Below are 23,843 nucleotides of genomic sequence, written 5' to 3'. Positions count from 1 at the left end.
GAACCGGCGTCCGGTCGTCCGGGATCGCATACACTCATCGGCATGATCCCGCCGGCTCCTGACGACGTGGGCCTCGGAGCGTGGCGGCGCGAGCCGACCACCGTGGTGCGTCTACCGGCGGGGTCATCGGACGATACGCCGGGGCCGTTCACGATCCTCGCCGAGTCGGAAGTGCCCGACGTCCCACTGGAATGGACGCCGCATTCACATCCCACGCACGAACTGGTGTGGGTACGCGGCGGGACTCTGGCGTCCCGTGTGGGGAACCGCGTCTTCACCGTGCCGGAGGGATACGGGCTGTGGATGCCGGCCGAGGTGATGCACGCAGGGCGGCTGACGGCGAACGTCGAGTTCCACAACGCCTTCTTCGCCCCTGACCGCACACCGGTCGCGTTCACGGAGCCGACGGCGATCGCGATGTCCGCGGTGCTGGAGTCCCTGCTGATGTACCTCACCCGTAGAGACCTCGATGCCGCGGCCAGGACCCGGGCGGAAGCGGTCGTGTTCGACGTCCTGGAGCCCTCGACGCGGCAGCTCGCGCTGCGACTGCCCGGTGACGACAGAATCGACGCCATCGCCGAGGCGCTGCTGGGCGACTCCGCCGACGGCCGCTCCCTGGACGACTGGGCGCGCCTCCTGGGGATCAGCGATCGCACCATCACCCGGGCGTTCCGTCGCACCACCGGGCTGTCGTTCGCGCAATGGCGGCAAGCGCTGCGCATTCACCAGGCGCTCGAGCTCCTGTCCGAGGGGGTCGATGTGCAGGATGCCGCCGAGCGACTCGGCTACGCACAACCCAGCACGTTCATCGCCGCGTTCCGGCGGGTCATGGGGATCACGCCCGGTGCCTTCTTCGGCACGCTGCACACCGCGCCGAATGTCCGGAATCCCGTATCGGTTGCCCCGAAGTCCTGATTGCAGACATAACCGGACACGCTCTAGCCTAAGCAAGGCAAGGCAACCCTTACTTACCGTTCGGCTGCGGCCTCGGCTCGGCGGCCCACGGCGCGGTCCGACGGAACCGGCAAGGAGCGCCGTGCCCGCTCCCCTGCCCAGCGATCCCGGAGGACCCGTTCGATGACCATGACGCGAGCGCTGCACGCCCGGCCCGACCGAGTGCCGACCGACCCCGCCGAGTGGTCCCGGACGATTCCGGCGGCCGCTCTGAGCGGCGACCGGTTGGTGCTGTGCTACGGGAAGACGGTGGTGGTCGACGGTGTCTCGCTGGCCCTGGAACCCGGCCGCGTGACCGCTCTGGTCGGGCCGAACGGCAGCGGGAAGTCCACCCTGCTGCGCTCGCTCGCCCGGCTGCACCGCGTGGGCGACGGCGAGGTGAGGCTCGGAGACCGCGACGGACACCCGGGCCGCGCGGTGTCGCTGCTCAGCGCGCGGCAGTTCGCGCGAGAGGTCACCTTGTTCTCCCAGTCACGGCCCGCGCCACAAGGACTGACGGTGGCCGAGGTCACGGCGTTCGGGCGCCATCCCTACCGGCGCGGCTTCGCGGGACTGTCCGCCGAGGACCGGCGCGCGATCGACCACGCGATGGCCGTCACCGGAGTTCAGGACATGGCGGACCGCGCGGTCGGGGAGTTGTCCGGCGGGGAGATGCAGCGCGTGTGGCTCGCCGCCTGCCTGGCCCAGGACACCGGTGTCGTCCTGCTGGACGAACCCACGAACCATCTCGACCTGCGATACCAGATCGAGACCCTCGACCTCGTGCGGGATCTCGCCGACGAGCACGGTGTCGCCGTCGGGATCGTCCTGCACGATCTCGATCACGCCGCACGCGTCGCCGACACGCTGCTCCTGATCGACGCGGGACGCGTCCACGCCGCGGGAAGCCCGATCGAGGTGCTCACCGCGAAGAACATCAGCGAGGTCTACCAGATCGGCGTCGACGTCACCGTGGATCCCCGGACCGGCCGCCTCCGCATCGATCCTGTCGGACGGCATCCCGTCCCCAACCGGAACGGGGTCTCGGCCCCGTCCACCACCCGCATCGGAAAGGACCCTGCATGATCCCCCTCAAGCGCATGGCGGCAACCGCCGCGACGCTCACAGCCGTCGTCTGGTCGGTCACGGCCTGCGGCACCACGAGCGTCGACGACGCCGCGACCGGCGCGGCTGCCTCGCCCGTGTCGCAAAGCTGTGCCGAGGACACGACGACGACGTCGACAGGCCCGGTGTCGATGACCGACGGAGTCGGACGCCAGGTGGAGCTCGACAAACCCGCCGAACGCATCGCGGTGCTGGAATGGCAGCAGATCGAGGACGCGCTCACACTGTGCGTCGCCCCTGTCGCGGTCGCCGACGCGGAAGGCTACAGCACCTACGTGAGCGCGGAGACACTGCCAGAGGGTGTCACGGACGTCGGGCAGCGGGGCGAACCCGACCTCGACACGCTCTACGCCACGAACCCCGATCTCATCATCGTGGAGGCGTTCAGCGCCGACGACGAACTCATCGCCCAGCTCGAAGAGCGTGGCGTGCCCGTGCTCGCCACCGTTGGGGCGGACGCCTCCGGCCAGATCGAGAACATGAAGAACGTCTTCTCGATGATCGCCGAGGCGACCGGTCGCACCGAACGCGCCGAGCAGGTGCTGCAGCAGTTCGACGACCATCTCGCCGACGCAAAAGCGCAGGTCGCCACCGTCGACCTGCCGACGACCGACTTCCTGTTCTTCGACGGTTGGATCGAGGGCAGCAACCTCGTCATCCGTCCCTACGGGAAGGGCGCCCTGTTCACCGAACTCGGCGAGGAACTCGGGTTGACCTCCGCGTGGACCGACGAGATCGACGCGGCCTACGGCAGCGGCGGCGTCGACCCCGCCTACGGCCTGGCGCAGACCGACATCGAGGGGCTGACCGCCGTGGGCAACGCCAATCTGTTCTACTCGGACGACGCCACGGCCGACAGCTACGTCACGGAGTTGGAGAAGAGTTCGATCTGGACATCGCTCCCGGCCGTGCAGGAGGGCCGCGCACACGCCTTCCCGGCCGGGGTCTGGGGGGCCGGTGGGCCGTTGTCGAACGAGCAGGCCATCGACGCCTACGTCGACATCCTCACCCAGGGGTGAGTGCACTACCACGAACCGAGCCCGACACGGAGCCGCGACTGCCCCGCGTCGGGCTCGGTGGCGGTGTCAGCGGAGTCGCCGTGCTGGCCGGCCTGCTCGGTGTGCTCCTCGCCGCCGGGCTCTGGCACCTGACACAGGGCACGTCCGGCGTGGGGTTCTGGGACCTGCTCCGGTACCTCGGCGGGGCACACGAGAGCGTCGGAGGCGTCCCCGTCGGGGATGTGCTGACCGGATCGCGCCTGCCGCGTCTGCTCGCCGGTGTCGCGGTCGGCTTCGCGCTCGGCGCGGCCGGTGCCCTGCTGCAGTCGGTGACGCGCAACGCGCTCGCCGCACCGGACACCCTCGCGGTCACCGCCGGGGCGTATTTCGCGCTCACGCTGGTCGCGGCGTTCGGTCTCGCCGTGCCGCTGTGGGCGTCCAGCACCGTCGCCTTCGTCGGCGGCCTGCTCGCGGCGGCACTCGTGCTGTCGCTGTCCGGCAGCGCGGCGAACAGTGCCTCGACACGGCTCGTCCTCGCCGGGTCGGCCATCGCGATGGCTCTCGATGCGGCCACCGCGATGCTGCTGATCCTGTTCAAGGAGAACACGACAGGTCTGTACGCCTGGGGGAACGGATCGCTCGCGCAGCTGAACATCGACGCGTCCCTGCGCGCGATACCGGTCATCGCCGTCGTGTTGTGCCTTGCCCTCCTGCTGTCCCGGCGGCTCGACGTGCTCGGCCTCGGCGACGACGCCGCGTCCTCGCTCGGTGTGCCTGTCCGCTCGACTCGCGTCGTGGCGCTGATCTGCGCCGTCCTCCTGACGGGCATCTCCGTGACGCTCGCGGGGCCCATCGCCTTCGTCGGGTTGGGCGCACCCGTGCTGGCACGCCTCCTCGCGAACCGGGTTCGGGTGCTACGCCGGCACCTGTTCCTCGTCCCGGCGTGCGGACTGCTCGGCGCACTGCTGGTGATCGTCGCGGACGCCTCGGTGCGGGCGATACTCGGCGCGCAGGGCGCCACGTCGATCCCGACGGGTGTGCCCACCTCTTTGCTGGGCGGCGTCCTGATCGTGGTTCTCGCGCTGCGTCTGCGCGACTCGGGATCGTCCCGGCAGGCATCACAGGCGCGGGTCGGGCCACGGTCACGACGGCGCTTCATCGTCGTCCTGGTCGTCGCGGTGGCGCTGTTGACCACTGCGGTACTGGTCGGCGTCCTCGCCGGGAGCCTGTGGCTGCGCACCGGCGACATCGTGCTGTGGCTCCGAGGCACCGCACCGGAGCTGATCGGCCAGGCGCTCGACGAACGAGCCCCGCGCGTTTGCGCCGCCGTCCTCGCCGGCGCGGCGCTCGGCCTGGCGGGGAGCGTCGTTCAGGGCACGGCCCGCAATCCGCTGGCCGAACCGGGCGTGCTGGGCATCACCGCGGGTGCCGGCCTGGGGGCGGTGATCGTCGTGACCTCGGGCACGGGCGGACGGCCGGCACTCATCCTCGCGGCAGTGGCGATGGGCCTGGGCACCTTCGCACTCATCACCGCTCTGGCCTGGCGCGGCGGCCTCCTCCCCGACCGGTTCCTGCTCGTCGGCATAGGCTGCGGGTACAGTCTCAGTGCGGTCACCACCTTCCTCCTCCTGCGCGCCGACCCGTGGAACACCCCGCGCGTCCTCACGTGGCTCTCCGGCACGACCTACGGCCGTTCCTTTCCCGATGTGGTGCCGGTAGCGATCGCGTTGTCGGTCGCTACCCCCGTGGTGGCAGGTATGTGCCGCCAACTCGATCTGCTCGCCGTCGACGAGGACGTACCGCGCGTCTTCGGCGTCCGCCGCGAGGGCGCTCGGCTGTCGCTCCTGACGATCGCCGCGGTGGTCGCAGCCGTGAGCGTGGTCGCGATCGGCGTCGTGGGCTTCGTCGGGCTCGTCGCTCCCCACCTCGCCCGAGCCCTGGTGGGCGCGCGGCACGGACGCATCGTCCCGGTCGCGATGGTGGCAGGTGGCCTGCTCGTCTGCGTCGCGGACACGCTCGGCCGCACGCTCATCGCGCCGTCACAGCTTCCGGCCGGGCTCATGATGGCCCTTGTCGGCGCGCCCTACTTCGTCTGGCTCTTGCACCGGTCCCGAGCGTGATCCCCCGCAGCTCCCCTCTCCGTCGGCCGCAGGTCGATCACGGGCTGGGAACTCGCCATTACGCCTGATGGGTGTGCTGGCGCAAGAAGTCCCGGATGAGCGCACTGACCAGTTCCGGGCGCTCGGTGACCAGGCCGTGTGTCGTGCCGGGCACGATGCACAGCTGCGCACCCGGGATCGACGAGGCGATCAGGAGACTGTGGTCGGGCCGGATCGTGTCGTGGTCCCCCGACATCACCAGGGTGGGTGCGACGACGCGGGCCAGTTCGGCCGGATCGATCCGCGGCTCGGTGGTCCACAGGCGGAGCAGCTTGGCGAGCACGACCTCCGCGTGCCCGGGGCCGTCGGGCGAGAGACGCTCGTAGTGCATCCGCTCGGCATCCGGGTCGTCGGCCGTGCGTCCCTCCGCGATCCTCAGCGCGTCCAACACATTCGCATCAGCGGCCTCGGGCGAGCCGACGAATCCGGAGGGATCGAGGTTGGCGCTGATGGCGACCAGCGACCGCACACGTTCGGGGTGATCCAGAGCGAGCAGGAGCCCGATGATGGCGCCGTCACTGTAGCCGACCACGTGCACCGGCCCGAGGCCTTGTGCGTCGAGATAGGCCAGCGTGTCGGCGACCCCACGCGCGTAGCTGAATTCCTCGTCGACATCGGCCGAACGCCCGTGCCCTGGACGCTCGAACGCGAAGACCTGATAGTCGGGGACGAGGGCGTCGGATTGCGCTCGCAGAGATTCGAGCGAACAGAAGCCCCCGTGCAGCACAAGCACGGGATCGCCCTTGCCGGCGACCTCCGAGTACAGATCGACGCCGCCGATCCGAAGGTATGCCACCTGCTCGTCTCCCTCCCGCCCTGTTCCGGCGTCGCTACGGCCCTTGGATTGTACGTTTGATCCGTGGACGACTGGGTGGCGCTTCTGCGAGGCGTGAACGTCGGAGGGATCACGATCCGCTCGGCGGATCTGGCCGCGGAGTTCACCGCGCTCGGGTTCGATCGCGTCCGAACGGTGCTGGCGTCCGGGAACGTCACCTTCGCGGCAACGGGAGAGCGGGCGGACCTCAAGGCCACGATCGAGTCTGCGCTGCGTCGGCGCTTCGGCTACGAGGCCTGGATCATCCTGGCCCTTCGCAGTGAGGTGGTCGCGGCGGTCACAGCCTTCCCATTCGATGCCGACGACCCGGCCAGGCAGCCCTGGGTGATCTTCTGCTCGGACGACACGGTGATGCGCCTGCTTCTGGAAGCGGGTCCGGGGCTCGATCCGGCTGTGGATCCCGTCGCCCCCGGCCCCGGAGTCGTCTACTGGAATCCCGTGAAGGGCACGACCGGTGAGACCCCGTTCGCGAAGCTGATCGCCCGGTCTCGCTTCCGGGCGACCACGACCAACCGCAACCTGCGCACGCTTCGCAAGATCCTCGCGTGACCCGCGGGATCAGAGACCGGTAAGACGCAGCCCATGCGTCCTACCGGCCAGATGCCGGGTTTCCGCGGACGAAATCCGTTGTTGCGGACGAGATCTTGCCCGCAGAAACAGATTTCGTCCGCGGCTACATACGAACCAGATCGGGACAAAGTGGCGTTTGGCTAGCCTATCTAGGATCGGTTCATGGAGGGGGTCCCCACGCGGGCGGGTTCGGCGGGCGTCCGGCTTCGTTCGCTGCGTGCGGACGCCGAGTCGGCGCGCACGGCCGCGCTCACGAAGCTCGCCAGAATCCGGAGTGATCGAGCCGGCGCGGTGACCGATGACGAGCACGACCCGGAGGGGCCGACGCTCGTCTATGAGTGGGCGCTCGCAGAAGCGGAACTCGCGGCTGCCGACTCGTCGATCTCCCAGGTGGACGCGGCACTCGCCCGAATCACCGGAGGCACCTACGGGATCTGCGTGGACTGCGGGCGTCTGATCGCACCCGCGCGCCTGGACGCCCGTCCGGTCGCCGAGACGTGCATCGATTGCGCGCGGAAGCGCGATCGGGGTCTGCGGTCGTAGCGCGCCGCGAAGAAACCTCCCGGCTCCGGAGCCGTGTCAGCTCTCGTAGCCCTCGACGACGTCCGCTGACCGTACCCGTGCGCTGTTCGGGTTCTGACGCGCGCCTTTCAACGCCGCCCGCTGCCGCAACAGGTCCCAGCACTGATCGAGTTCGACCTCGATCGCCTGGATCCTGGCCTGCTCCTCACTCGCGGTCAACTCGCCCGCAGCGAGCCGCTCCCGCAACGCCTTCTCCTCGCCGATGAGCGAGCCGACCCGGCCGGTGATATCGAGGTTCTTGTCCACGCGCCGATTTTAGTTGCGGCCTGCCCCGGTGTCAGACGGATGCGTGGTGAGCCACCGGCAGGCTCGCGGCAGCCCGTGGTCGATCGCCGGCGAGTTTTCCACAGGGTGTTGTCCGAGTGGTCCCCTCCTGCCCGGCACACCCACAATCCCGGTGCATTCGAAATCCCCGGCACCGACCCGAAGGGAATCCGTCATGGCCGTCAACCGCTCTCAGCCACACATACCGGCTGACCCCACCGGGATCTACAGTGTGGTCAGCCCCGGAGACTGTGCCACCCCTGACGATTCCGTGCGACAGGTGTGCGGCGGTGAGTGATGAGAGGGTCGGCGTGAGCAAGCAGGCCATCAGCGACGACGAGCGCACCATTGCGTTGACGTATCTTCCCCCTGTGGTTTATCTGCCCTGCGCGAAGGTGTCGGGACCCCAGGGACCTGAGGTGGAGATGCGGCCGCTGGCTGACGGCCGAGTGGTGTTGCTGGCCTATACAGCGCTGGACCGGTTGGCACGAAGCCTCGGCCCGAATCAACCTTGGATCGCCTGCCCAGTCGACCAGCTCGGCGCCATCCAGGAGCGGCTCGGTTATGACACGGTCTGTTTCGACCTGGGGCTGCCGCCCGAGATGTGGCACGAAGCGGAGGACGTCGATGAGTGACTTCACCATCGAATACGACGCGGCACGCAGAATCACCGAGTTGCACATGGCTTCGCACGACGATCTGGCTGCGATCGGCTGCAAGCTGCCGGACGACATCGACGGCGGCGACGGGGCTGACCTGTTGTTGTCGATCCTGGCCGCTGTCGCCACCGACGCGGGCACGTTGTGCGCGATTCAGGCGGATGCGGCCAACCGGATGGCCACGACCGTTGATCTGTACGAGGGGGTCGAAGCCTCCGCCGTCGAGGCGTTCAACGATCTGGCGAAGGCGATCCCGTGAGCATTGATACGCGCATCCCAGGTAGTCCCGCCTCCGTGAACGCGGCTGCGGCGTGGTTGGAGACGCTGAACGACGTGCTGGACGACATAGCAGGGCGCACTGCCGTGGGACGCCGCACCTCGGGCTACATCTGGCGGGGACTGGCCAGCGACGGATACCGCGGGTTCGCCCACGACCTGATCCAGGCGACCGAGGAGACGCGGCGCCGTGCACACCGCACCGCAGACGTCTTCCGGTCGTATGCGTTGCAACTGGGATGGCGACAAGACGACATGGCACGGCATCGCAAGCGGGCAGTGACCGACGGGCTGGTCGTGGCGGGCACGATGATTCACGAACCCGGCGCGGTGATGTGCCCGATCCCGCTGTCTGACAATGCCACGCCGGCGCAACGCGACGACTACACCCGGCGCATGGACGACTACCATGCGGGGCTCGAACGAATCGACGTCTACCGAGACCTACGCAAACAGGTACGCGGCACGTTCCAGCGACTGGACGACTGGATCGTCACCAACCTGGTCGATCAGGAGGCCCAGGTCAGCGCACCGAGCCTGGCCGGGACCATCGCCGCAGCGTCCAAGAACCTGGATCCGCCGACCACCTTTGTCGTCGAGTTCGCGGGAGCCAGTTACGAGCACAAGAGCAGCGTGTTCTTGGCGACAGCAAAGGAGCGCGCGACGCAGTCCGCACGACGCGCATCCCGCAATCCCGAGGTCCAGTCAGGACAACTCCCCCCACGGGAAGCCGCCGTCGCAAAGCGAGTCTCGCGGTTCCCGGCGTTCGAAGTCTCCGAGGACGCCGCCAAACTCGCCAAACGGATCGGTATCGTCGGAACGGTGATCAGCGTCGCCATTGCCGGGACGGAGATCGCCGCGGGCGCCTCACCCTCCAGCACCGTAGTCGAGTTCGCCGGAGGTGTCGCGGGAGGCGTCGTGGTAGGGGCAATAGCAACCACGCTTTTTGCAGAGGCTCCGGCGCTAGCCATCGCTGGTGGCGTCGTACTCGGGGGCTTGTTTGCCGCAGACAAGGCCAAGGATGCCTTCGAATATCTAGTCCCACAACGAATCCGAGAGGTCGCCGACGAGGCTGCCCGGGATGCAGGAAAGAACTATCTGAATATGCTCAGCGAGACTCGTCTACGTCCGGTCATGTGGCCGCAATGAAAACATATGCAATAGTTGTACATGTTGATTCTTCGCGGCCGAATCTCCCGGGAAGAATCGTTGTCTCCCTAGGGCTACTTGTGGCGCTGGTTGCGGCCGCATTTGACTCGGGTCTGAGGCAGCGGACTCCAGGGCTCGTCACTAGCGGGGGCATCGGTGTCTTGGTCGTTGGGTATTGTTGTGCGCTGATCTGGATGAACCGTTGTGGGCGCTCTGGGGTGGTCCGCGCCACGTGCATTCCGGGTGGAATGCGTTTCACCGGGGCGCGTGGCAGTTGGCTGGTATTGGTGGGAGCCACGACCCTCATTGCGGTGCTGGCTCTATCTGACGTTGTCACGCGACTAACTGGAGTTGCGAATCCTGACGGGTTGCGAGTGACGACGGTATGGCTTGTTGCGGCGGCGGTTGGTGTGATGGATGCCGTGGCGGCGTTGCGTAGGCCTGCAGGGTTGTATTTGATGCCGAAGACAGTCATGGTTTCTCGGTATTTCGGCCGAGGACGGGCGATTGACTGGACCGACCTGGCTCCAGCAAGCCTGGACGAAGCCCGGCAGAGTATCTCGCTACGCACCGCCGTCGGATCGTTGACCCTCGGCACTGGGCTCATCCACTCCGATCCGCGAATCCTGTTCGACCTGATCGAGTACTACCGGACGCACCCGCGCGATCGCGAGGAACTCGCTGACGGACGCGTCCTCGACAGGCTCCGGCGAAATGAGCTGCCCGTGGCGCCCGGCAGACTCAACGAATCCGCCCGATAGCAACGGCCACGATCCCCCACGCCGCCATGAGTCCACCCGGAAGCCAGCCCTGCGGGCGGTTCAGGAAACACGTACGGCATGCTCACGGACCAATTCGTAGTTGTGCTTCACCTTCTCGCAGGATGAGAGGAAACGCTCGTGCTCGGTGTCTGTGAGATGCAACTCGTAGATGTCCTCCACGCCGTCGGCTCCGATGACAGCGGGCGTCGAGATGTAGAAGCCCGACTGACCGTACTGCCCATCGAGACGAACCGACGCCGGCAGCACCGCACGCTCCCCTCGCACGATGGCAGCGGCGATCCTTGCCGCCGCGGCACCGATGCCGTACTCGGTGCAGTGCTTCACGTTGTAGACGTCGTAGCCGCCGAGGACCCCGTCGCGCTCGACCTCGTCCCCGGAGAAACCGAACTGTTCGGGCCTTTCGGCCGCCAGCTCGTGCAACGGCTTGCCCGCGATGGACACCTGGGAGAACGCAGCGAGTTCGCTCGCCCCGTGCTCGCCGATCATGTACGCGTCGACGGACTGGATCGACAGGCCGGTCTTCTGGGCGATCGCGCGCCGCAGCCGCGCCGAGTCGAGGGAAGTGCCCGTGCCGAGCACATGACTGGCCGGAAGCCCGGACAGCTCGTGGACGAGCCGTGTCACCACATCGCACGGATTCGACACGTTGATCCAGAAACCCTCGAAGCCTGCGGCGGCGATCCGCCCGACGAACGTCCTGGCGATATCGGTCGTGCCGTAGAGTTCACCGTCCCGGGAGGTCGCGACCTTGGTGATGTCGCCCGCGGTGTTGATGATGATGTCGGCTCGTGTGAGGGCCTCGTAGTCGGCTCCGACGTCGAAGATCCGGGCCGGACGGGGAGCGAACGCCGTCGAGTCGGTGAGATCCAGGCACTCGGCGCGGGCCTTGTCCTCGTCGATGTCGCTCACGTAGAGCTCGTCCACGATGCCCCAGTTGACGAGCGCGCTCGCGACATGCGGGCCCACATGGCCCATTCCGACGATTCCGATCCTCACAACGTCATGAGCCATGCTCGTCCGTGTCCTCCCCAGCCAATGTCGGCCCTCGTCTGGTGGCGCAGGCCTTCCGGCATGCAAGCCTATCCGGCTAGCAGGTTCCCTCCGCGTGGGCATGGCAACCGTCACCAAGCGACGAATCACATCGCTGGGATTCGTCGTGGTCGACAGCTAGAGTGACGCCTCGTGTCCTCCTCCGCCCTGGAACACCTCTCCCCCGCTTTCCCCCAACGCGCCGCCTGGGGCACGGCGTCGTCCCTGCGCGCTTGGCAGGCACAGGCGCTGGAGCAGTACGAGCGTGACCAGCCCCGGGACTTTCTCTGTGTCGCGACCCCGGGAGCCGGCAAGACGACGTTCGCGCTGCGCGTCGCGTCCAACCTGCTGCGAACCCGCGTCGTGCAGCGCATCATCGTGGTGACCCCGACCGAGCATCTCAAGGTGCAGTGGGCCGATGCGGCCGCCCGGGTCGGCATCCAGCTCGACCCGGGCACGGGCTCGTCGTCGCGGCGCGGCAGGTCGCGGGAGTACGACGGCTCGGCAGTCACCTATGCGGGTGTCGCCGTCCGGTCGTACGTCTACGAGACGCTGTGCGGGTCGAAAGATGTGTTGGTGATCTTCGACGAGGTCCACCACGCAGGCGATTCCAAGAGCTGGGGCGAGGCCATCTCGTACGCGTTCACCAACGCGACCCGCCGCCTGTCGCTGACAGGCACCCCGTTCCGCTCCGATGACAATCCCATCCCCTTCGTCGCCTACGACGAGATCGCGCCGGGCGTCAAGCAATCGCGCCCCGACTACGCCTACGGCTATGCCGAGGCTCTCGCCGACCACGTGGTGCGCCCTGTGCTGTTCATGAACTACGGCGGCGCCATGCGCTGGCGCACCAAGTCCGGCGACGAACTCGAGGCCGACCTCGGCGTCCCCATGACGAAGGATCTGACCGCCAGCGCGTGGCGTACAGCCCTGTCCCCCACCGGGGAATGGGTCAGCGCCGTGCTCCGGGCAGCGGATCGGCGCCTGACGCAGGTGCGGCGCACCATCCCCGACGCGGGCGGCCTCGTGATCGCCACCAACCAGACCACCGCCCGCGCCTATGCCAAACTGCTCGACCAGATCACCGGGGCCAGGCCGTGTGTCGTGCTGTCGGACGACGCAAAGGCGAGCGCGCGCATCGACGCGTTCAGTGCCTCCGAGGACCGCTGGATGATCGCCGTGCGCATGGTCTCCGAGGGCGTGGACGTGCCCCGGCTCGCCGTCGGCGTGTACGCGACGGCGACGGCGACCCCGCTGTTCTTCTCACAGGCAGTGGGACGCTTCGTGCGCAGCCGCCGCCGCGGCGAGATCGCCACGGTCTTCCTGCCGACCGTACCGATCCTGCTCGCTCACGCCGCCACCATCGAGAAGCAACGCGACCACGTGCTCGGCAAGCCGAAGAACGACGAGGGCGACATCTGGGCCGAGACCGAGGCGCTCATCGAGCAGGCCAACCGGAAGGAAAGCGCCTCGGACGATCTGCTCGGCGAGTTCGAGGCGATCGAGTCACACGCGACGTTCGACCACGTGTTGTACGACTCGCAGGCCTTCGGCATGTTCGCGGAGCCGAGTTCCGCCGACGAAGCCGACTATCTCGGCCTGCCTGGTCTGCTCGAACCGAATCAGGTGCGGGCACTGCTCGCGGAACGGCAACGGCGTCAGGTCAAGCGCCACGAGCGGGAGGAGCACAAGGCCGAGCCGAACAAGCCCGAGCCACAGGTCGCGCTGCATCGCGCGCTCGCGTCCAAACGCAAGGAGCTCAACTCGTTGGTCAGCCAGTACGCCCGCCTCAAGGGCGTGCCGCACAGCCATGTGCACGCCGACCTGCGCCGGCAATGCGGCGGGCCCAAGCTCGCGTCCGCGTCCCAGGACGAGATCGACAAGCGGATCAACACCGTCCGAGGGTGGCTGCGCGGGTAGACCGGCTGCCACCTCACGGCGGTCTCACGATTCGATCCGACTCGGGATCCGATCGGTCCGGCAACGGCCCGGACCTGACGTCACTGACGGTTCACGAAGACGTCATCGCCGAGTCACGGGAGTTCCGCTACGGCGAACCGCCCACGTTGGTAGCGTCCTTTCCGGCGAGAAGATCCACCATCTGCTGTGTTCCACCCCGGACAAGACAGAAAACGAGGACGTTTCATGGAAACCCACCCCATTTCACTCAGTCGCCGTAGCCTACTTCGGATCGCACCGACCGTTGGGATCTCAACCGTAGCCGGAAGCCTGTTGCTGCCCGAACTCGCGCATGCCGCCCCCTCTGCTGCATCGTTCGTGGACAAGGCCGAGACCATGATCGGCAAACCCTACGTTTGGGGAGCGGAAAGCCCGAGCGTGGGCTTCGACTGCTCCGGTCTGGTCTATTGGGCGTTGCGCCAGATCGGCGTCTCGATTCCGCGTGTGTCCGCCGACCAGATCGACGCATGCCAGGCCATCAGCGTGAGCACGGGCATGTCGACCCGGGGCGCGCTGCTCTACAAGCCTGGGCACGTCGGGATCTCCGAAGGAAACGGGGCGTCGCTCGAGGCACGTCAGCCCGGCACCAACGTCAAGATCTACAACCCCAGCGGGCTGTCATGGACTCGGGCCGGCCTGATCCCTGGGCTCAGCTACGGCGGAAGCGGAGGGACGCTGACGGTCGACGGTTACTGGGGCAGCGGGACCACCCTGAGATTCCAGCAGGTCCTCGGAACCACAGCCGACGGCGTCGTCTCGAGCCAGAACATCACCTGGAAATCCCAGAACCCAGGACTCACCACCGGATGGAACTGGGTTTCCGCCGGCTCGGCCTCGGGATCGGCGCTCATCACCAAGATCCAGAAGAAGGTCGGTGCGAGCGCGGACGGGCTGATCGGGCCGAACACCATCAAGAAGATCCAGCAGTACCTGGGAACCACTGCGGACGGCACGTTCTCCGCCCCGTCCAACGCGATCAAGGAGATCCAGCGCCGCCTGAACACGGGCACGTTCTGATCGGGTACGCATCACTGTGACCGGAACACCATGGTTCGGTCACGGGCTTCGTACGTACCGCATCCGCAGGAGAATGGCAGCCGCCGCCTTGCCCATGCCGTTTCGGTTCGCCATTCCATGTCCCTATCCCTTGGCCACATCGATCAGCGCACGCGCTGCGTCGTCCGTCGGTATGCGTTCTTGCTCAATGCGTCGGAACGGCGTCTTCCCCGCGGTCGCGACACGTGCGTAGCAGGCGGCCTCCTCATCGGTCAGATGCGGCAGCCTGAGCGTCGACGGCCTGAGGAGGTCGCCGTGCTTGTCGCGGTCGACGCCGAGGTGCGCGTAGCGGACGAGCGTCGCCACGTCCATCAGGATGGAATTCACTCCGACGCCGCGCGACATCAGGGCAGCCCGGAAGCCGTCGAGGATGGCGAAGCCGTCGGCGTCGATGTCGCCCCAATAGATCAGATGCTCGGCGCCCACAAGCCACTCGATCCGGCTCAGTGACGCCGCGGCAGCCTTGCCGGAGCCCTCGACGACGACCGTGTCGACCGTGACGGGGAAGCCCAGTCGGCAATCGCGGTTCTCCACGACCAGCACGATGCGGGGGCGATAGGCGAGCTCGTGGCTGTCGCCCGTTGTCCAGGCGTCGTGGCGGCGTCGGCCGGTGGCCAGGTAGCGGGGGTCGGTGTAGGTGAGGTGGACGACGGAAGGTCGCGCCCTCGTCTCCGCAGCTACATCGCGGCCGAGCAGGCTTCGCACGAGCCCGCCGTGGGCGATCAGCCACTTGGTGTGCGCGCCGGGAACCGGGAGCTGACGGGTCGTCCAGCCGCTGAGGTCGGGATGGCCGCACAGCCACGCGACGGCCTCGGCGGCGACGGCGACATCGGCGTCTGACAGCCGACAGAGGGCCCTCAGCGCGCCGGGGGTCAGCACCGCGCCCGCGTCGCGGAGCCGGGCCCCGATCCTCCGGGCGCGGTCGATATCGACATCAAGACCCGGCCCACCGAGGTGGCCGAGCAACCGGAGCCCGGCCTCGAGGTCATGGACGCACAGGGTCAAAGGCTCCTGGGTCGTGCGTCCCTCGACACCGATATCGCGGGACTCGTACTGGACGCCCGGCAGTCCGGTGAGATCCACCTTCCTCCACGCAACGCGCCAGGCACCCCAAGCAGCGAAACCGATGCGTCCCACGGCAGCCGATCGGTCGACCCCCGGCCTGATGTGGCACTCGACCGGTGGCTGGGCTTCCCCGAGCAACTCGGCGCACACCCGCTCGGCCCACGAGTCAGTGAGCCGCTTCGCAATCACCGCGGCCGCGTCGACCGGGTCGAGGAGGCGCGGGCTCATGCGTCCCGCTCCGGGAGCCCCACCTTCGGCTTCGCCCAAGACCGGCCACGAGTGTCCTTGAGGATGTCATACTCCACATCGACGTGCGGCTCGATCGCGCTGTACTTGTCGTTGGGCGCGCCGATGACGAGCTGAAACCCCAGGCCTCGCCACGCGCCGATCGCGCGCTTGGTGAAATGCGCGTCGGCCTTGATGAGCGCCTCATCGAGGAACACCGGCGCGTAGCGCGGACGCTCGGCCCCGGCGTCGCCCAGCTGGTAGCGCAGCGCGGCGCCGACGATGAACGCGATCAGCTCCTGTGATTCCCCGCCCGATTTCTCACCGATGTGGTCGTACAGGGCGACGTGCTGCTTGGTGACGGCGTTGATCCGCTCGGCGCTGACGCGCACGTGGTTGCGCACGTCGATGAGGTCGGCGAAGTCGGGGGCGGTTCGCCGGATCCGGTTGATTAGCCGAGCCATGCGGTGGTACACCTGCTCGCGCTCCTCGTCCGTCTCGGCGGCGTCGATGAGCCCCCGCACCTCGCGCAGCTCCTTGCGGAACCGCTGGCGCACCGCCGACTGGTTCTCGCGCGTGGTGATCTGGAGGCGGTGTTCGTCGTCGTAGAACGGCAAGTCCTGCATGATCACGTTGATCGGCTCGATGCGGTCACGGATCTCGCGCAGCGAGCGGCCGAGGGTCGAGTCGAGGTTGGTCAGATCGTTGCCCGACATCGTCAGCAGGCTATCGCGCCATTCCGTCTCGAGCTTGTGCAGACCGCTGGCCTCCAGATCGGCCAAGATGCGCTCGAAGTCGCCGACCGATGCGTCCGGGTCGGGCAACAGGTTCGGATTGGGCCAGCGGTCGAGAAACGTCGCCAACGTCCTCCGGAGAGCCTCTCGCTGCTCCCCCAACGTATCCTGCGCGGTGTTCCGATCGGATGCCAGCCGCTGCCCTGCCGTGGCCAGTGCCGCGTCGAAGCGCCCCAGATCGTCCGACGAACTCGCCGAGCCCGTCGCATCCACGAGCTCGAAACGCTCGTCCAGGTAGGCGGCCTGGCTCGGGTTCAGCACCCGTCCCGCATCCTCGGCGACCTCAAGGACGTTTTCGGCTGCGTCGACCTCGTCGGTGACCGCGGCCCACTGCCGTTCGACCTCATCCTGCTCGTGTTTGGCACGGCCGGTCTCCTCCCGAAAGAGGGCGACCTTCTTCGCGGCCTTCTCGATCTGCGATCTGATCCTCGCGATCTCGGGGTTCCCCGCGGTGATCTCGTCGACGATCCCGGCCCAGCGGTCACGCTCCGCCTCGACCGCGCTGACATCGACCTGGTCCCAGGAGAGGCTGAGAACCGTCCGGAAGGCGGTGAGCCTTTCGTCAAGCGCGTCGAGGGTAGCCTCCGCAGCATCCGCCGCTGCTATCGCATTCACGAGCTGACTTTGGGCGGCATCGACCTGCGCGCCGAGATCTGCCAAGCGCCGCTGATTGGAAAAACCGAGCACGTTGGCTCGGCCGTGCCCACCATGAGCGCCCCGGTTGCCGTGGGAGATCTGACCAGTGATCGTGAGCGCCTTCGGGTGACGGGACAGCCCCGCAGCCGAGTCGACGCAGACGAACCCGAACTGTTCGTCCAGCCGCTCCTGAAGCCAGCCGGTGAATGGGGTGGACCGGTAGTCGAGCCGTCCGGGCAGCGTCCGGTCGTTGAGCCGGTCGAACTGGGGAAGGCCAGTGTGAACCCCCTCATAGCGGACGCGCACAGGGGTGCGGACGGAGTTGATCGCAGCCCGGAAGCCCTCCAGATGGGCGGCATCAATCAGAACGGTGGTCGCGAAGCCGCCGAGCGCGAGGTTAAACGCCTCGCGCCATGGCTCGGATTCGGCACGCACCTCCACCAGTTCGCCGACGAAGGGGAGGTCGTCGCGCCCCAGACCGGCTGCAGCGGCCAGCAGGTCGCGTGCCTCATGCAAGCTCGACGGGATGTTGTCGTGCCGGGCCTCAGCTCGGCACCGCTCGGCCCCCAACGCAGCGATCTGCTTGTCGAGGGCGCGCCTTTCCCCCTCGGCCGCAGCGTACGCATCGCGCGCGGCACGCTTGGCGTCCGGATCATCCAATGCCTCGCGTGCGCGTTCGGACAGCTCCGCGAACTGCTTTGCCGTGCTCACCTCTACCCGGACGACGGCAAGGGCCTCGTCGAGCCGTTCGCGGTGACGCCGCACCTGCGTGAGCCGGCCCTCCGCGTCGCGAAGCTCCCGCTGGGCGGTCTCGAGACGGTCGCCGCCGGACGCACGCAGCACATCGCCGAGCCCGTCGCGTTCGGCCTCGACGGCCTCGGCCAGTGCCTGCTTCTCGCGCACCGCGGCGTCAGCGGCTCGCTTGCGGTCGCGCAGCTCGGTCTCCACCTCGCGCAGCAGGCCGAGCCGACGGTGTGCCCGCCACAGTGTCGCGAGCGAGGACGGGTCGGTGAACTGGCCGACCTCGTCGATGAGTCGCATGCGCTCGCCGGCGGCCTCGATACGCGATCGCAGGCCACGGATCGGCTCCAGGGCGCTGACCTGCTGCCTGGCGGTGAGCATCCGCTGGCGAGTGGTCTCCAGTTCGTCGAAGTGCTGGACGACCGCGTCGGCCGTCGCGAGGGTCTCCGGCTCCTCCAGCACCATCCGCTTGTAGAGCTCGTCGACCGTCGTGATCTGCTGGCCGGCCTGAATGCGGGCGAGCAGGCTCATCGCCTTCGCGCCCGCCCCGGCCGCGCCGATGCCCAGCGTCGCGTGCAGCCTGGCCGAGAACTCGCGGTCGGTGGCGACGGTCGCGAGCCCGGTGGCCCGCACCGACGCGTCGCCGAGGTGCTGCCGCGCCGCGTCCTCCAGGGCACGCAGGTCGAACTCGCCGTCGACGGTGGCGCGCACGCGGACGGTGTCGTCGAGCACGCGCGCGGTGGCCGGGATGTACCAGGCGCGCACGGCGGTGAACCTGGTGCCGTCGCGATCGACCCAGGTCATGGCGATAGCCGTCCACGTGTCGCAGCCGTCCCCGCGCAGGACGCGCAGCTTCGTGCCGTCCTCGGTGCGCGACTCGTCCAGCTTGCCGCGCCCGTACGACAGGATGTTGCGCTGCTCCTGGCCGCGCGGGCGGCCGAGCACCCCTCCGTTGGAGGCCCCGTTGAACGGGGTGGTGTGCGGCATCATCAAGGCGATGTAGGCGTCCATCAGGGTGGACTTGCCCGACCCGGAGCTGCCGCACAGCAGCGTCGCCGACGGAGAGAACCGCACGCGGTGCGCACCGTCGTAGCCTCCCCAGTTGACCAGCTGAAGGTCTTCGGCGAGCCACTGCTGCCCGCGCGAGGCGGCGGGAATGAGGCCGAAGAGGGTGTCGAGCATGCTCACAGCGCATCGCCTTCCTCATCGTCGTCGCCCGCGAGGCCGAGGTCGTCGGCCTCGTCCGCGGGCACGTCGTCGGCATCGCCTCGCGCGCGCCGGACAGCCTGGTCGCGCAACCAGTCGCTCAGCTCACGCAGCCGCTCGGAACTGAGGACGATCTCCACCAGCGGGCTGATCCGGTAGCGACCCTCGGACTCCTCCTCTACGATGCCGTCCTGACGCAGCCGGGCCAGCGCGCCGCGGATCGCGCGCTGGCGGCGGGCGGTGTCGCCGTCGGCCTCGGAGAAATAGGTCAGCACCGTCTGCTCGACCTCCTCGACGTCGACCCGCGCGGACGACTCCCCCGCGGTCGACTCGCGCTGGTAGACGGTGCGCAGATGCACCAGGACGAGGGTCTCGGCACGCGAGTAGGCGTCGTCCCGGAGCAGAATCGGGATGTCGAGCTCGTCGGAGCGCACCTGCTCCTTGTAGGCGACGCCACGGTCGTGGTCGACGACGAGTCGGATGAACAGGTCGCCCAGGCGCGACTCGATGGTCTGCTGGTTGTCCATCAAGACGGCCCAGTCGTCGCGGTTGCGGTCGGCCAGCAGGAAGCGGCGCTGCAAGAGCCGCGCCAGCACCCGCCGCACCTCCGGGTCGAGGACGCCGCGGTCGCCGGGGAACAGCGCGCCGGGGTCGTCCTCCATCGGCACCGGCGCGATGAAGGGGCCGTCCCAGGGCTCGTCCGGCGCCGTCGTGGTGTCAGTCATCGTCTTCCGCCTTCTGGTCTTTCAGGGCTCGGGCAGTGACCGCGCCGAAGGCGAACCGGCGGCTCGTCCCGTCGGGCCTGCGGGCCTCGACGACCGAGACGGCGTCGCTTTCGATCATGCCGTTGCGGTGGGCGATCTCCAGCAGACCCAGGAGATCCACGGGACGACGGGTCTCGTCCGTCGCCGCCTCGAACGCCGCGCCCAGATCGAAGTTGCCGCCCAGGCTCAGCACGTACTCCTCCAGCTCCTGATAACGCGGCCCGCCCCACGAGCGGGTGTCGGCGTCCAGGAACTCGACGTCGTCGGCCGCCGCGAGGGGCGCGGGCGCGGCCGGCGGGCGGATGTCGCTGACCGACTGGCGCAGGTGCCCGATGTCGGCGACGGGAAAACCACGCACCGGCTCGACCTGGTCGTTCGGCCTGGAGACCTGCATCCACGCCTGCAGGCCCGACATCACGTCGCGGAGCAGGTCGTCGACCTGCCGATCCCGGATCGGGTCATGGGTGCGGACCTGCGCGGTGATCACATGGGACGCGCGCCGCTGGGCGGTCAGAACCTCTTGGACGCCTTGTTCCACCCGCCGTCCGATGGCCCCGAGCTCGCCGCGCTGCTCGGCGCCCAGGAGGCCGGCGAAGGGCTGCGCGAGCAGGGTGCGCAGCTGGGTGGTGAGCCGGTCGATGTGCTCCGGATCGCCGATGAGACGCAGTGCACCGGCAAACGCACGGCCCTCCGGCGTGGACTCCATGACGTGCTGACCCCGCTGAAGGTATTCGCGAAGTACCTCGCCGGTGGGGCGGACGTCCTGGCGCAGGTCGGTGACGACGTCACGCTGCATGGCCTTGATCGACTCGGCGACACGAGAGAAGTCGGCAGGCAGCTCCCTGACCAAGTGGAGGACGTTCTCGGCCTCCTCCAGCAGCTGCTCGTCGTCGAGAGGCTCGAGCTCACCGTCCCGGAGCCGGGCGATCTCGGCGTCGAGGGCATCCCGTTCAGCCGTCAGCCGCGCCAGCCGCGCCGCGGGATCGGTCTCCGCGTCGTCCGCGAGCCGCTCGACGGCGTCCATCAGGGTGCGGACGCGCGACGTCGACACCCTGGTTCCCCGCCCGCTGGCGCGTCCCGCGATCTCGAGCGCGCCGACGGCATGGGCCGAGAGCCGGTAGACCTCGACGTCGTCGTCGATCTGCGGCACCAGCCAGCCGACTCTCACCCAGTACCGGCAGATCTCGCGGGCGGTGCCGGACGGCAGCCTCAGCTCGTCGGAGTCGTAGCCGGCCGCCCTCAGCTGATCGATGGCCTCGCCGATCTCTGCGTGCGCGTCGGCGACGGCTACAGCGGGCCGGTCGGCGGTGAACACGATCGACAACACGGCGACGACCAACGGGGCGTAGCGGCCGTGGAGCAGCTCGAGCGTCGGGTTCTTGAATGCCGTGACCGAACGCCGGTAGGCGGCCTCTGCGCGGGTGTTCGTCATTGAACCAAGACTAATGCGTGACGTCCCGTACAGCGCTGAAAGACCCGGTCGCCGCCGGGCTGCGCGCCCCCCCCGCCTCGGCGCGTGCCAAGCCCACATCCGAGGCTCCATCCGGGAGGCAACCCGCATCGTCCACCCTGGTTTTCGAGCATCGACACGCCAGAGCAAGCGCATTCCGGACCGTCCTGGGGCGACTGCTGCGCAGGAATCAGGGTGGAGCCCGGTGTGCCGCGATTGAGCCACCGCAGTTCTGCCGACGCTGTCAGTGCGGCAGGTGGAGCAGGTGCTTCACGGCGTACGCGATGCTCTGAACGCCGACTTGAGTTCGGCGGGCCTGAGCCCCGCTGCCCTCACCCGTGCGCGGAGCGGCCTGATCGCGATCTGCTCGCCGCTGGACCAGACGTATGCGCGACCACCGCAGGCTATCTCGATGCCGCCGGCCTCGCGAGACTGCTCTGGTTCTTCGTCTAGCGACACGAGGCGGTTTGCTCCGCGCGCCTATGCGGAAGCCTCGTCCGGCACCAGATTTGAGGGGCACGCGTTGCGGCACAAGCAGAAGGGATGCCCGACCGGATCGGTGAAGACCCGCCAGCCATACCCGTCAGGCCTGACGAAATCCTTCTGCAGCGTCGCGCCGAGTTCGATGACGCGGCGCTGTTCCGGCTCGAATTCGTCCACTTCGAAGTCAAGGTGGTACTGCTGGGGATGATCGCTACTGGGCCACTCCGGAGGCCGGTAGTCGTCTACCCGCTGAAATGCCAGCTGGATCTCTCCGCAGCGGACGCTGGCCCAGCCATCGTCACTTCCGGCGGCGACCTCACGGCCTACCACGTCCGCATAGAACGTCGCGAGCCTCATCGGGTCGGGGCAATCGATGACGAAATCGGTCAATCTCAGCATCGTGCGATCCTGCCACGGCGCGGCCCGCGAGACCAGCAAACAGGTTCTGAACGAGTTTCGGTCCACTGGTCGGCCTGTTTGCCTGGTCGGTGGGTGCCGTTCTCCTTCTGTCCACCATGGCATCCCCTGCCGTCCACTGCCGGACGCTAGCCTCGCGCTGAAACGGTGGCCCGGAGGCCGACTGCATTCGTGCCCCTGGAGCCCGTGTTGCCCGCGTACCCCCCAACCACGGCCTTTCTAACAAAGGACTCACTCCGATGGCACAGTCTTTTTCTGGGCAATTGCAACCTACGGCCGCCGAACGACACCGCGTCGTCGGCGCCACGATCGTCGGTACCACGGTCGAGTGGTATGACTTCTTCATCTACGCCAACCTGGCTGCGCTGGTCTTTCAGAAACTCTTCTTCGAACCGGCGGGCGAAGAGTTCGCAACATTGCTGTCGCTGTTCACGATCGGCCTGTCATTCCTGTTCCGACCGCTCGGCGCCTTCCTCGCAGGGCATTTCGGCGACAAGCTCGGCCGCAAACCCATACTCGTCGTCACACTGCTGCTCATGGGCGCCGCGACCACACTCGTCGGGCTCCTGCCGACCTTCGCATCCGCGGGTATGCTCGCGCCGATCCTGCTCATCTTCCTGCGCATCCTGCAGGGGATCTCGGCCGGAGGCGAGTGGGGCGGTGCCGTGCTCATGGCCGTCGAACATGCTCCCTACGGACGCCGCGGCGCCTACGGCGCCTTCCCCCAGCTCGGGGTGCCGCTCGGCCTGCTCCTCGCGTCGGGCATGATCTCGGGGGTCTCGGGGGTCTCGCCACTGATCTCGGAGACGTTCTTCGACGAGTGGGGCTGGCGTATCCCGTTCCTCTTCTCGATCGTGCTGGTCGTCGTCGGCTACTACGTGCGCCGCTCGGTCGAGGAGTCACCGGTCTTCCAGGAGATCGCCCAAGCAGCCCGCCAGGAGTCGGCGCCCATCGTCGTCGTCTTCGGCAAGTACGGCTGGCTCGTCGTCCTGTGCGCGTTCCTCTTCGCCGGGAACAACGCCTCGGGCTACATGACGGCCGGCGGCTTTCTGCAGAGCTACGCGACGCGTCCGCTCGATGCCGGCGGCCTGCTCGGCATGAACCGGACGCTCGTGTTCGGCTTCGTCATGATCGCCTCGGCGGTCTGGCTCGTCTCGACCCTCGTGTCGGGCTACATCTGCGACATGATCGGCCGTAGGAAGACGTTCATCATCGGCTGGCTCGCACAACTCGTCGCGGTGTGGCTGCTGTTCCCGCTTGTCAACATGGGCCCCGAGCGTCCGCTCATGTTCCTCGCCGGCGTGAGTGTCTTCGCCATACCGCTCGGTATCACCTACGGCCCGATCTCGTCGTTGTACGCCGAGACCTTTCCCGCATCGGTGCGCTTCTCGGGTGTCTCGATCTCGTATGCGATCGGCGCGATCATCGGTGGCGCGTTCGCGCCGTTCGTCGCACAGTGGCTGCTGCAGACGTTCGGCACGTGGGTGGTCATCGCTGTCTACCTGTCGATCATGACGGCACTCGGCCTCACCGCGACACTCCTGCTGCGTGCTCGCGACAACGTCCCCCTCGACCACGGCTTCGAGGCCTCGGGACAGTGGAGCACCTACCAGGCGGAAGAGGTCGAGGTGGCCGGCGCGGCCACATAGCGGTCTCCCCGCCGACCAGCTGAGTACCGGCACCGAC

At 68.0% G+C, this 23,843-nt stretch carries 21 protein-coding genes; 13 read left to right on the top strand and 8 right to left on the bottom strand.

Going from position 1 to position 23,843, the window contains the following annotated elements; genetic code table 11:
* The first annotated feature begins 42 nt into the window (after positions 1 to 42).
* From FB473_RS06475 to FB473_RS06460, 4 genes are all read left to right on the top strand, one after another.
* Positions 43 to 915, top strand: a complete 873-nt coding sequence (locus tag FB473_RS06475) for a helix-turn-helix domain-containing protein (RefSeq protein WP_167165739.1) — start codon at positions 43 to 45, stop codon at positions 913 to 915.
* Positions 916 to 1,077: 162 nt separating this feature from the next.
* Complete coding sequence (locus tag FB473_RS06470; RefSeq protein WP_167165737.1) at positions 1,078 to 2,019, top strand: ABC transporter ATP-binding protein; 942 nt, start codon at positions 1,078 to 1,080, stop codon at positions 2,017 to 2,019.
* On the top strand, positions 2,016 to 3,077 hold the full coding sequence (locus FB473_RS06465) for an iron-siderophore ABC transporter substrate-binding protein (protein WP_167165735.1): 1,062 nt from the start codon (positions 2,016 to 2,018) through the stop codon (positions 3,075 to 3,077). The genes FB473_RS06470 and FB473_RS06465 overlap by 4 nt, the downstream gene beginning before the upstream one ends.
* On the top strand, positions 3,074 to 5,176 hold the full coding sequence (locus FB473_RS06460) for a Fe(3+)-hydroxamate ABC transporter permease FhuB (RefSeq protein ID WP_167165733.1): 2,103 nt from the start codon (positions 3,074 to 3,076) through the stop codon (positions 5,174 to 5,176). The genes FB473_RS06465 and FB473_RS06460 overlap by 4 nt, the downstream gene beginning before the upstream one ends.
* Positions 5,177 to 5,234: 58 nt before the next feature.
* Here the strand turns inward: FB473_RS06460 and FB473_RS06455 are convergent, their stop codons facing one another.
* Positions 5,235 to 6,011 (bottom strand): alpha/beta fold hydrolase, encoded by a 777-nt coding sequence (locus FB473_RS06455; RefSeq protein ID WP_167165731.1) that lies wholly within the window; start codon positions 6,009 to 6,011, stop codon positions 5,235 to 5,237.
* Positions 6,012 to 6,074: 63 nt separating this feature from the next.
* Between FB473_RS06455 and FB473_RS06450 the strand changes: the two genes are divergently transcribed.
* Entirely contained in the window at positions 6,075 to 6,599 is a 525-nt protein-coding gene (locus FB473_RS06450; protein ID WP_167165729.1) for a DUF1697 domain-containing protein, read from the top strand.
* A gap of 183 nt (positions 6,600 to 6,782) precedes the next feature.
* Positions 6,783 to 7,163 (top strand): TraR/DksA family transcriptional regulator, encoded by a 381-nt coding sequence (locus tag FB473_RS06445; protein ID WP_167165728.1) that lies wholly within the window; start codon positions 6,783 to 6,785, stop codon positions 7,161 to 7,163.
* 36 nt (positions 7,164 to 7,199) lie between these two features.
* Here the strand turns inward: FB473_RS06445 and FB473_RS06440 are convergent, their stop codons facing one another.
* On the bottom strand, positions 7,200 to 7,448 hold the full coding sequence (locus tag FB473_RS06440; protein ID WP_167165726.1) for a DUF2630 family protein: 249 nt from the start codon (positions 7,446 to 7,448) through the stop codon (positions 7,200 to 7,202).
* 329 nt (positions 7,449 to 7,777) lie between these two features.
* On the opposite strand from FB473_RS06440, the gene FB473_RS06435 reads away from it, so the two are divergent.
* From FB473_RS06435 to FB473_RS06420, 4 genes are all read left to right on the top strand, one after another.
* Complete coding sequence (locus tag FB473_RS06435) at positions 7,778 to 8,101, top strand: SAV_915 family protein (protein WP_208390457.1); 324 nt, start codon at positions 7,778 to 7,780, stop codon at positions 8,099 to 8,101.
* On the top strand, positions 8,094 to 8,384 hold the full coding sequence (locus tag FB473_RS06430; RefSeq protein WP_167165724.1) for a hypothetical protein: 291 nt from the start codon (positions 8,094 to 8,096) through the stop codon (positions 8,382 to 8,384). Before FB473_RS06435 ends, FB473_RS06430 begins: the two co-directional genes overlap by 8 nt.
* Positions 8,381 to 9,550 (top strand): hypothetical protein, encoded by a 1,170-nt coding sequence (locus tag FB473_RS06425; RefSeq protein ID WP_167165722.1) that lies wholly within the window; start codon positions 8,381 to 8,383, stop codon positions 9,548 to 9,550. The genes FB473_RS06430 and FB473_RS06425 overlap by 4 nt, the downstream gene beginning before the upstream one ends.
* Positions 9,551 to 10,008: 458 nt before the next feature.
* Positions 10,009 to 10,311 (top strand): hypothetical protein, encoded by a 303-nt coding sequence (locus FB473_RS06420; protein ID WP_167165720.1) that lies wholly within the window; start codon positions 10,009 to 10,011, stop codon positions 10,309 to 10,311.
* A 60-nt stretch (positions 10,312 to 10,371) separates the two neighbouring features.
* Here FB473_RS06420 and FB473_RS06415 read toward each other — a convergent pair whose 3' ends face one another.
* The gene (locus FB473_RS06415; RefSeq protein WP_167165718.1) at positions 10,372 to 11,343 is read right to left on the bottom strand and encodes a lactate/malate family dehydrogenase; all 972 of its coding nucleotides are present in this window, start codon (positions 11,341 to 11,343) and stop codon (positions 10,372 to 10,374) included.
* Between the two features lie 171 nt (positions 11,344 to 11,514).
* Between FB473_RS06415 and FB473_RS06410 the strand changes: the two genes are divergently transcribed.
* Together FB473_RS06410 and FB473_RS06405 are read left to right on the top strand one after the other, a co-directional pair.
* Positions 11,515 to 13,281: a DEAD/DEAH box helicase family protein gene (locus FB473_RS06410; RefSeq protein WP_167165717.1), complete on the top strand. Its 1,767-nt coding sequence runs from the start codon at positions 11,515 to 11,517 to the stop codon at positions 13,279 to 13,281.
* Between the two features lie 375 nt (positions 13,282 to 13,656).
* On the top strand, positions 13,657 to 14,337 hold the full coding sequence (locus FB473_RS06405; protein WP_167165715.1) for a C40 family peptidase: 681 nt from the start codon (positions 13,657 to 13,659) through the stop codon (positions 14,335 to 14,337).
* A gap of 123 nt (positions 14,338 to 14,460) precedes the next feature.
* Here FB473_RS06405 and FB473_RS06400 read toward each other — a convergent pair whose 3' ends face one another.
* The 5 genes from FB473_RS06400 to FB473_RS06380 all read right to left on the bottom strand — a co-directional run bounded on the left by FB473_RS06400 (position 14,461) and on the right by FB473_RS06380 (position 22,139).
* Entirely contained in the window at positions 14,461 to 15,669 is a 1,209-nt protein-coding gene (locus FB473_RS06400; protein WP_167165713.1) for a DUF3322 and DUF2220 domain-containing protein, read from the bottom strand.
* The gene (locus tag FB473_RS06395) at positions 15,666 to 19,019 is read right to left on the bottom strand and encodes an ATP-binding protein (RefSeq protein ID WP_208390689.1); all 3,354 of its coding nucleotides are present in this window, start codon (positions 19,017 to 19,019) and stop codon (positions 15,666 to 15,668) included. The genes FB473_RS06400 and FB473_RS06395 overlap by 4 nt, the downstream gene beginning before the upstream one ends.
* Before the next feature lie 2 nt (positions 19,020 to 19,021).
* On the bottom strand, positions 19,022 to 19,768 hold the full coding sequence (locus tag FB473_RS06390; RefSeq protein WP_167165709.1) for a DUF4194 domain-containing protein: 747 nt from the start codon (positions 19,766 to 19,768) through the stop codon (positions 19,022 to 19,024).
* Entirely contained in the window at positions 19,761 to 21,239 is a 1,479-nt protein-coding gene (locus FB473_RS06385; protein WP_167165707.1) for a DUF3375 domain-containing protein, read from the bottom strand. The genes FB473_RS06390 and FB473_RS06385 overlap by 8 nt, the downstream gene beginning before the upstream one ends.
* A 498-nt stretch (positions 21,240 to 21,737) precedes the next feature.
* Positions 21,738 to 22,139, bottom strand: coding sequence for a VOC family protein (locus FB473_RS06380; protein WP_167165705.1), 402 nt, complete (start codon positions 22,137 to 22,139; stop codon positions 21,738 to 21,740).
* A gap of 257 nt (positions 22,140 to 22,396) precedes the next feature.
* Between FB473_RS06380 and FB473_RS06375 the strand changes: the two genes are divergently transcribed.
* Positions 22,397 to 23,806 (top strand): MFS transporter, encoded by a 1,410-nt coding sequence (locus tag FB473_RS06375; RefSeq protein ID WP_167165703.1) that lies wholly within the window; start codon positions 22,397 to 22,399, stop codon positions 23,804 to 23,806.
* The last annotated feature ends 37 nt before the right edge of the window (positions 23,807 to 23,843 follow it).

The sequence above is a fragment of the Brooklawnia cerclae genome (genome assembly GCF_011758645.1).
In the GTDB taxonomy this organism is placed as follows: Bacteria; Actinomycetota; Actinomycetes; order Propionibacteriales; family Propionibacteriaceae; genus Brooklawnia; species Brooklawnia cerclae.
The sequence above is the reverse complement of the archived record's forward strand: the minus strand, read 5'-3'. Positions and strand labels throughout refer to the sequence as shown.

What these genes read in the sequence shown, in the direction of transcription:
- FB473_RS06475 (WP_167165739.1), top strand. Translation starts at nt 43, where the DNA reads ATGATCCCGCCGGCTCCTGACGACGTGGGCCTCGGAGCGTGGCGGCGC.
- FB473_RS06470 (WP_167165737.1), top strand. Translation starts at nt 1,078, where the DNA reads ATGACCATGACGCGAGCGCTGCACGCCCGGCCCGACCGAGTGCCGACC.
- FB473_RS06465 (WP_167165735.1), top strand. Translation starts at nt 2,016, where the DNA reads ATGATCCCCCTCAAGCGCATGGCGGCAACCGCCGCGACGCTCACAGCC.
- FB473_RS06445 (WP_167165728.1), top strand. Translation starts at nt 6,783, where the DNA reads ATGGAGGGGGTCCCCACGCGGGCGGGTTCGGCGGGCGTCCGGCTTCGT.
- FB473_RS06430 (WP_167165724.1), top strand. Translation starts at nt 8,094, where the DNA reads ATGAGTGACTTCACCATCGAATACGACGCGGCACGCAGAATCACCGAG.
- FB473_RS06420 (WP_167165720.1), top strand. Translation starts at nt 10,009, where the DNA reads ATGCCGAAGACAGTCATGGTTTCTCGGTATTTCGGCCGAGGACGGGCG.
- FB473_RS06415 (WP_167165718.1), bottom strand. Translation starts at nt 11,343, where the DNA reads ATGGCTCATGACGTTGTGAGGATCGGAATCGTCGGAATGGGCCATGTG.
- FB473_RS06405 (WP_167165715.1), top strand. Translation starts at nt 13,657, where the DNA reads ATGATCGGCAAACCCTACGTTTGGGGAGCGGAAAGCCCGAGCGTGGGC.
- FB473_RS06400 (WP_167165713.1), bottom strand. Translation starts at nt 15,669, where the DNA reads ATGAGCCCGCGCCTCCTCGACCCGGTCGACGCGGCCGCGGTGATTGCG.
- FB473_RS06395 (WP_208390689.1), bottom strand. Translation starts at nt 19,019, where the DNA reads ATGCTCGACACCCTCTTCGGCCTCATTCCCGCCGCCTCGCGCGGGCAG.
- FB473_RS06390 (WP_167165709.1), bottom strand. Translation starts at nt 19,768, where the DNA reads ATGACTGACACCACGACGGCGCCGGACGAGCCCTGGGACGGCCCCTTC.
- FB473_RS06385 (WP_167165707.1), bottom strand. Translation starts at nt 21,239, where the DNA reads ATGACGAACACCCGCGCAGAGGCCGCCTACCGGCGTTCGGTCACGGCA.
- FB473_RS06380 (WP_167165705.1), bottom strand. Translation starts at nt 22,139, where the DNA reads ATGCTGAGATTGACCGATTTCGTCATCGATTGCCCCGACCCGATGAGG.
- FB473_RS06375 (WP_167165703.1), top strand. Translation starts at nt 22,397, where the DNA reads ATGGCACAGTCTTTTTCTGGGCAATTGCAACCTACGGCCGCCGAACGA.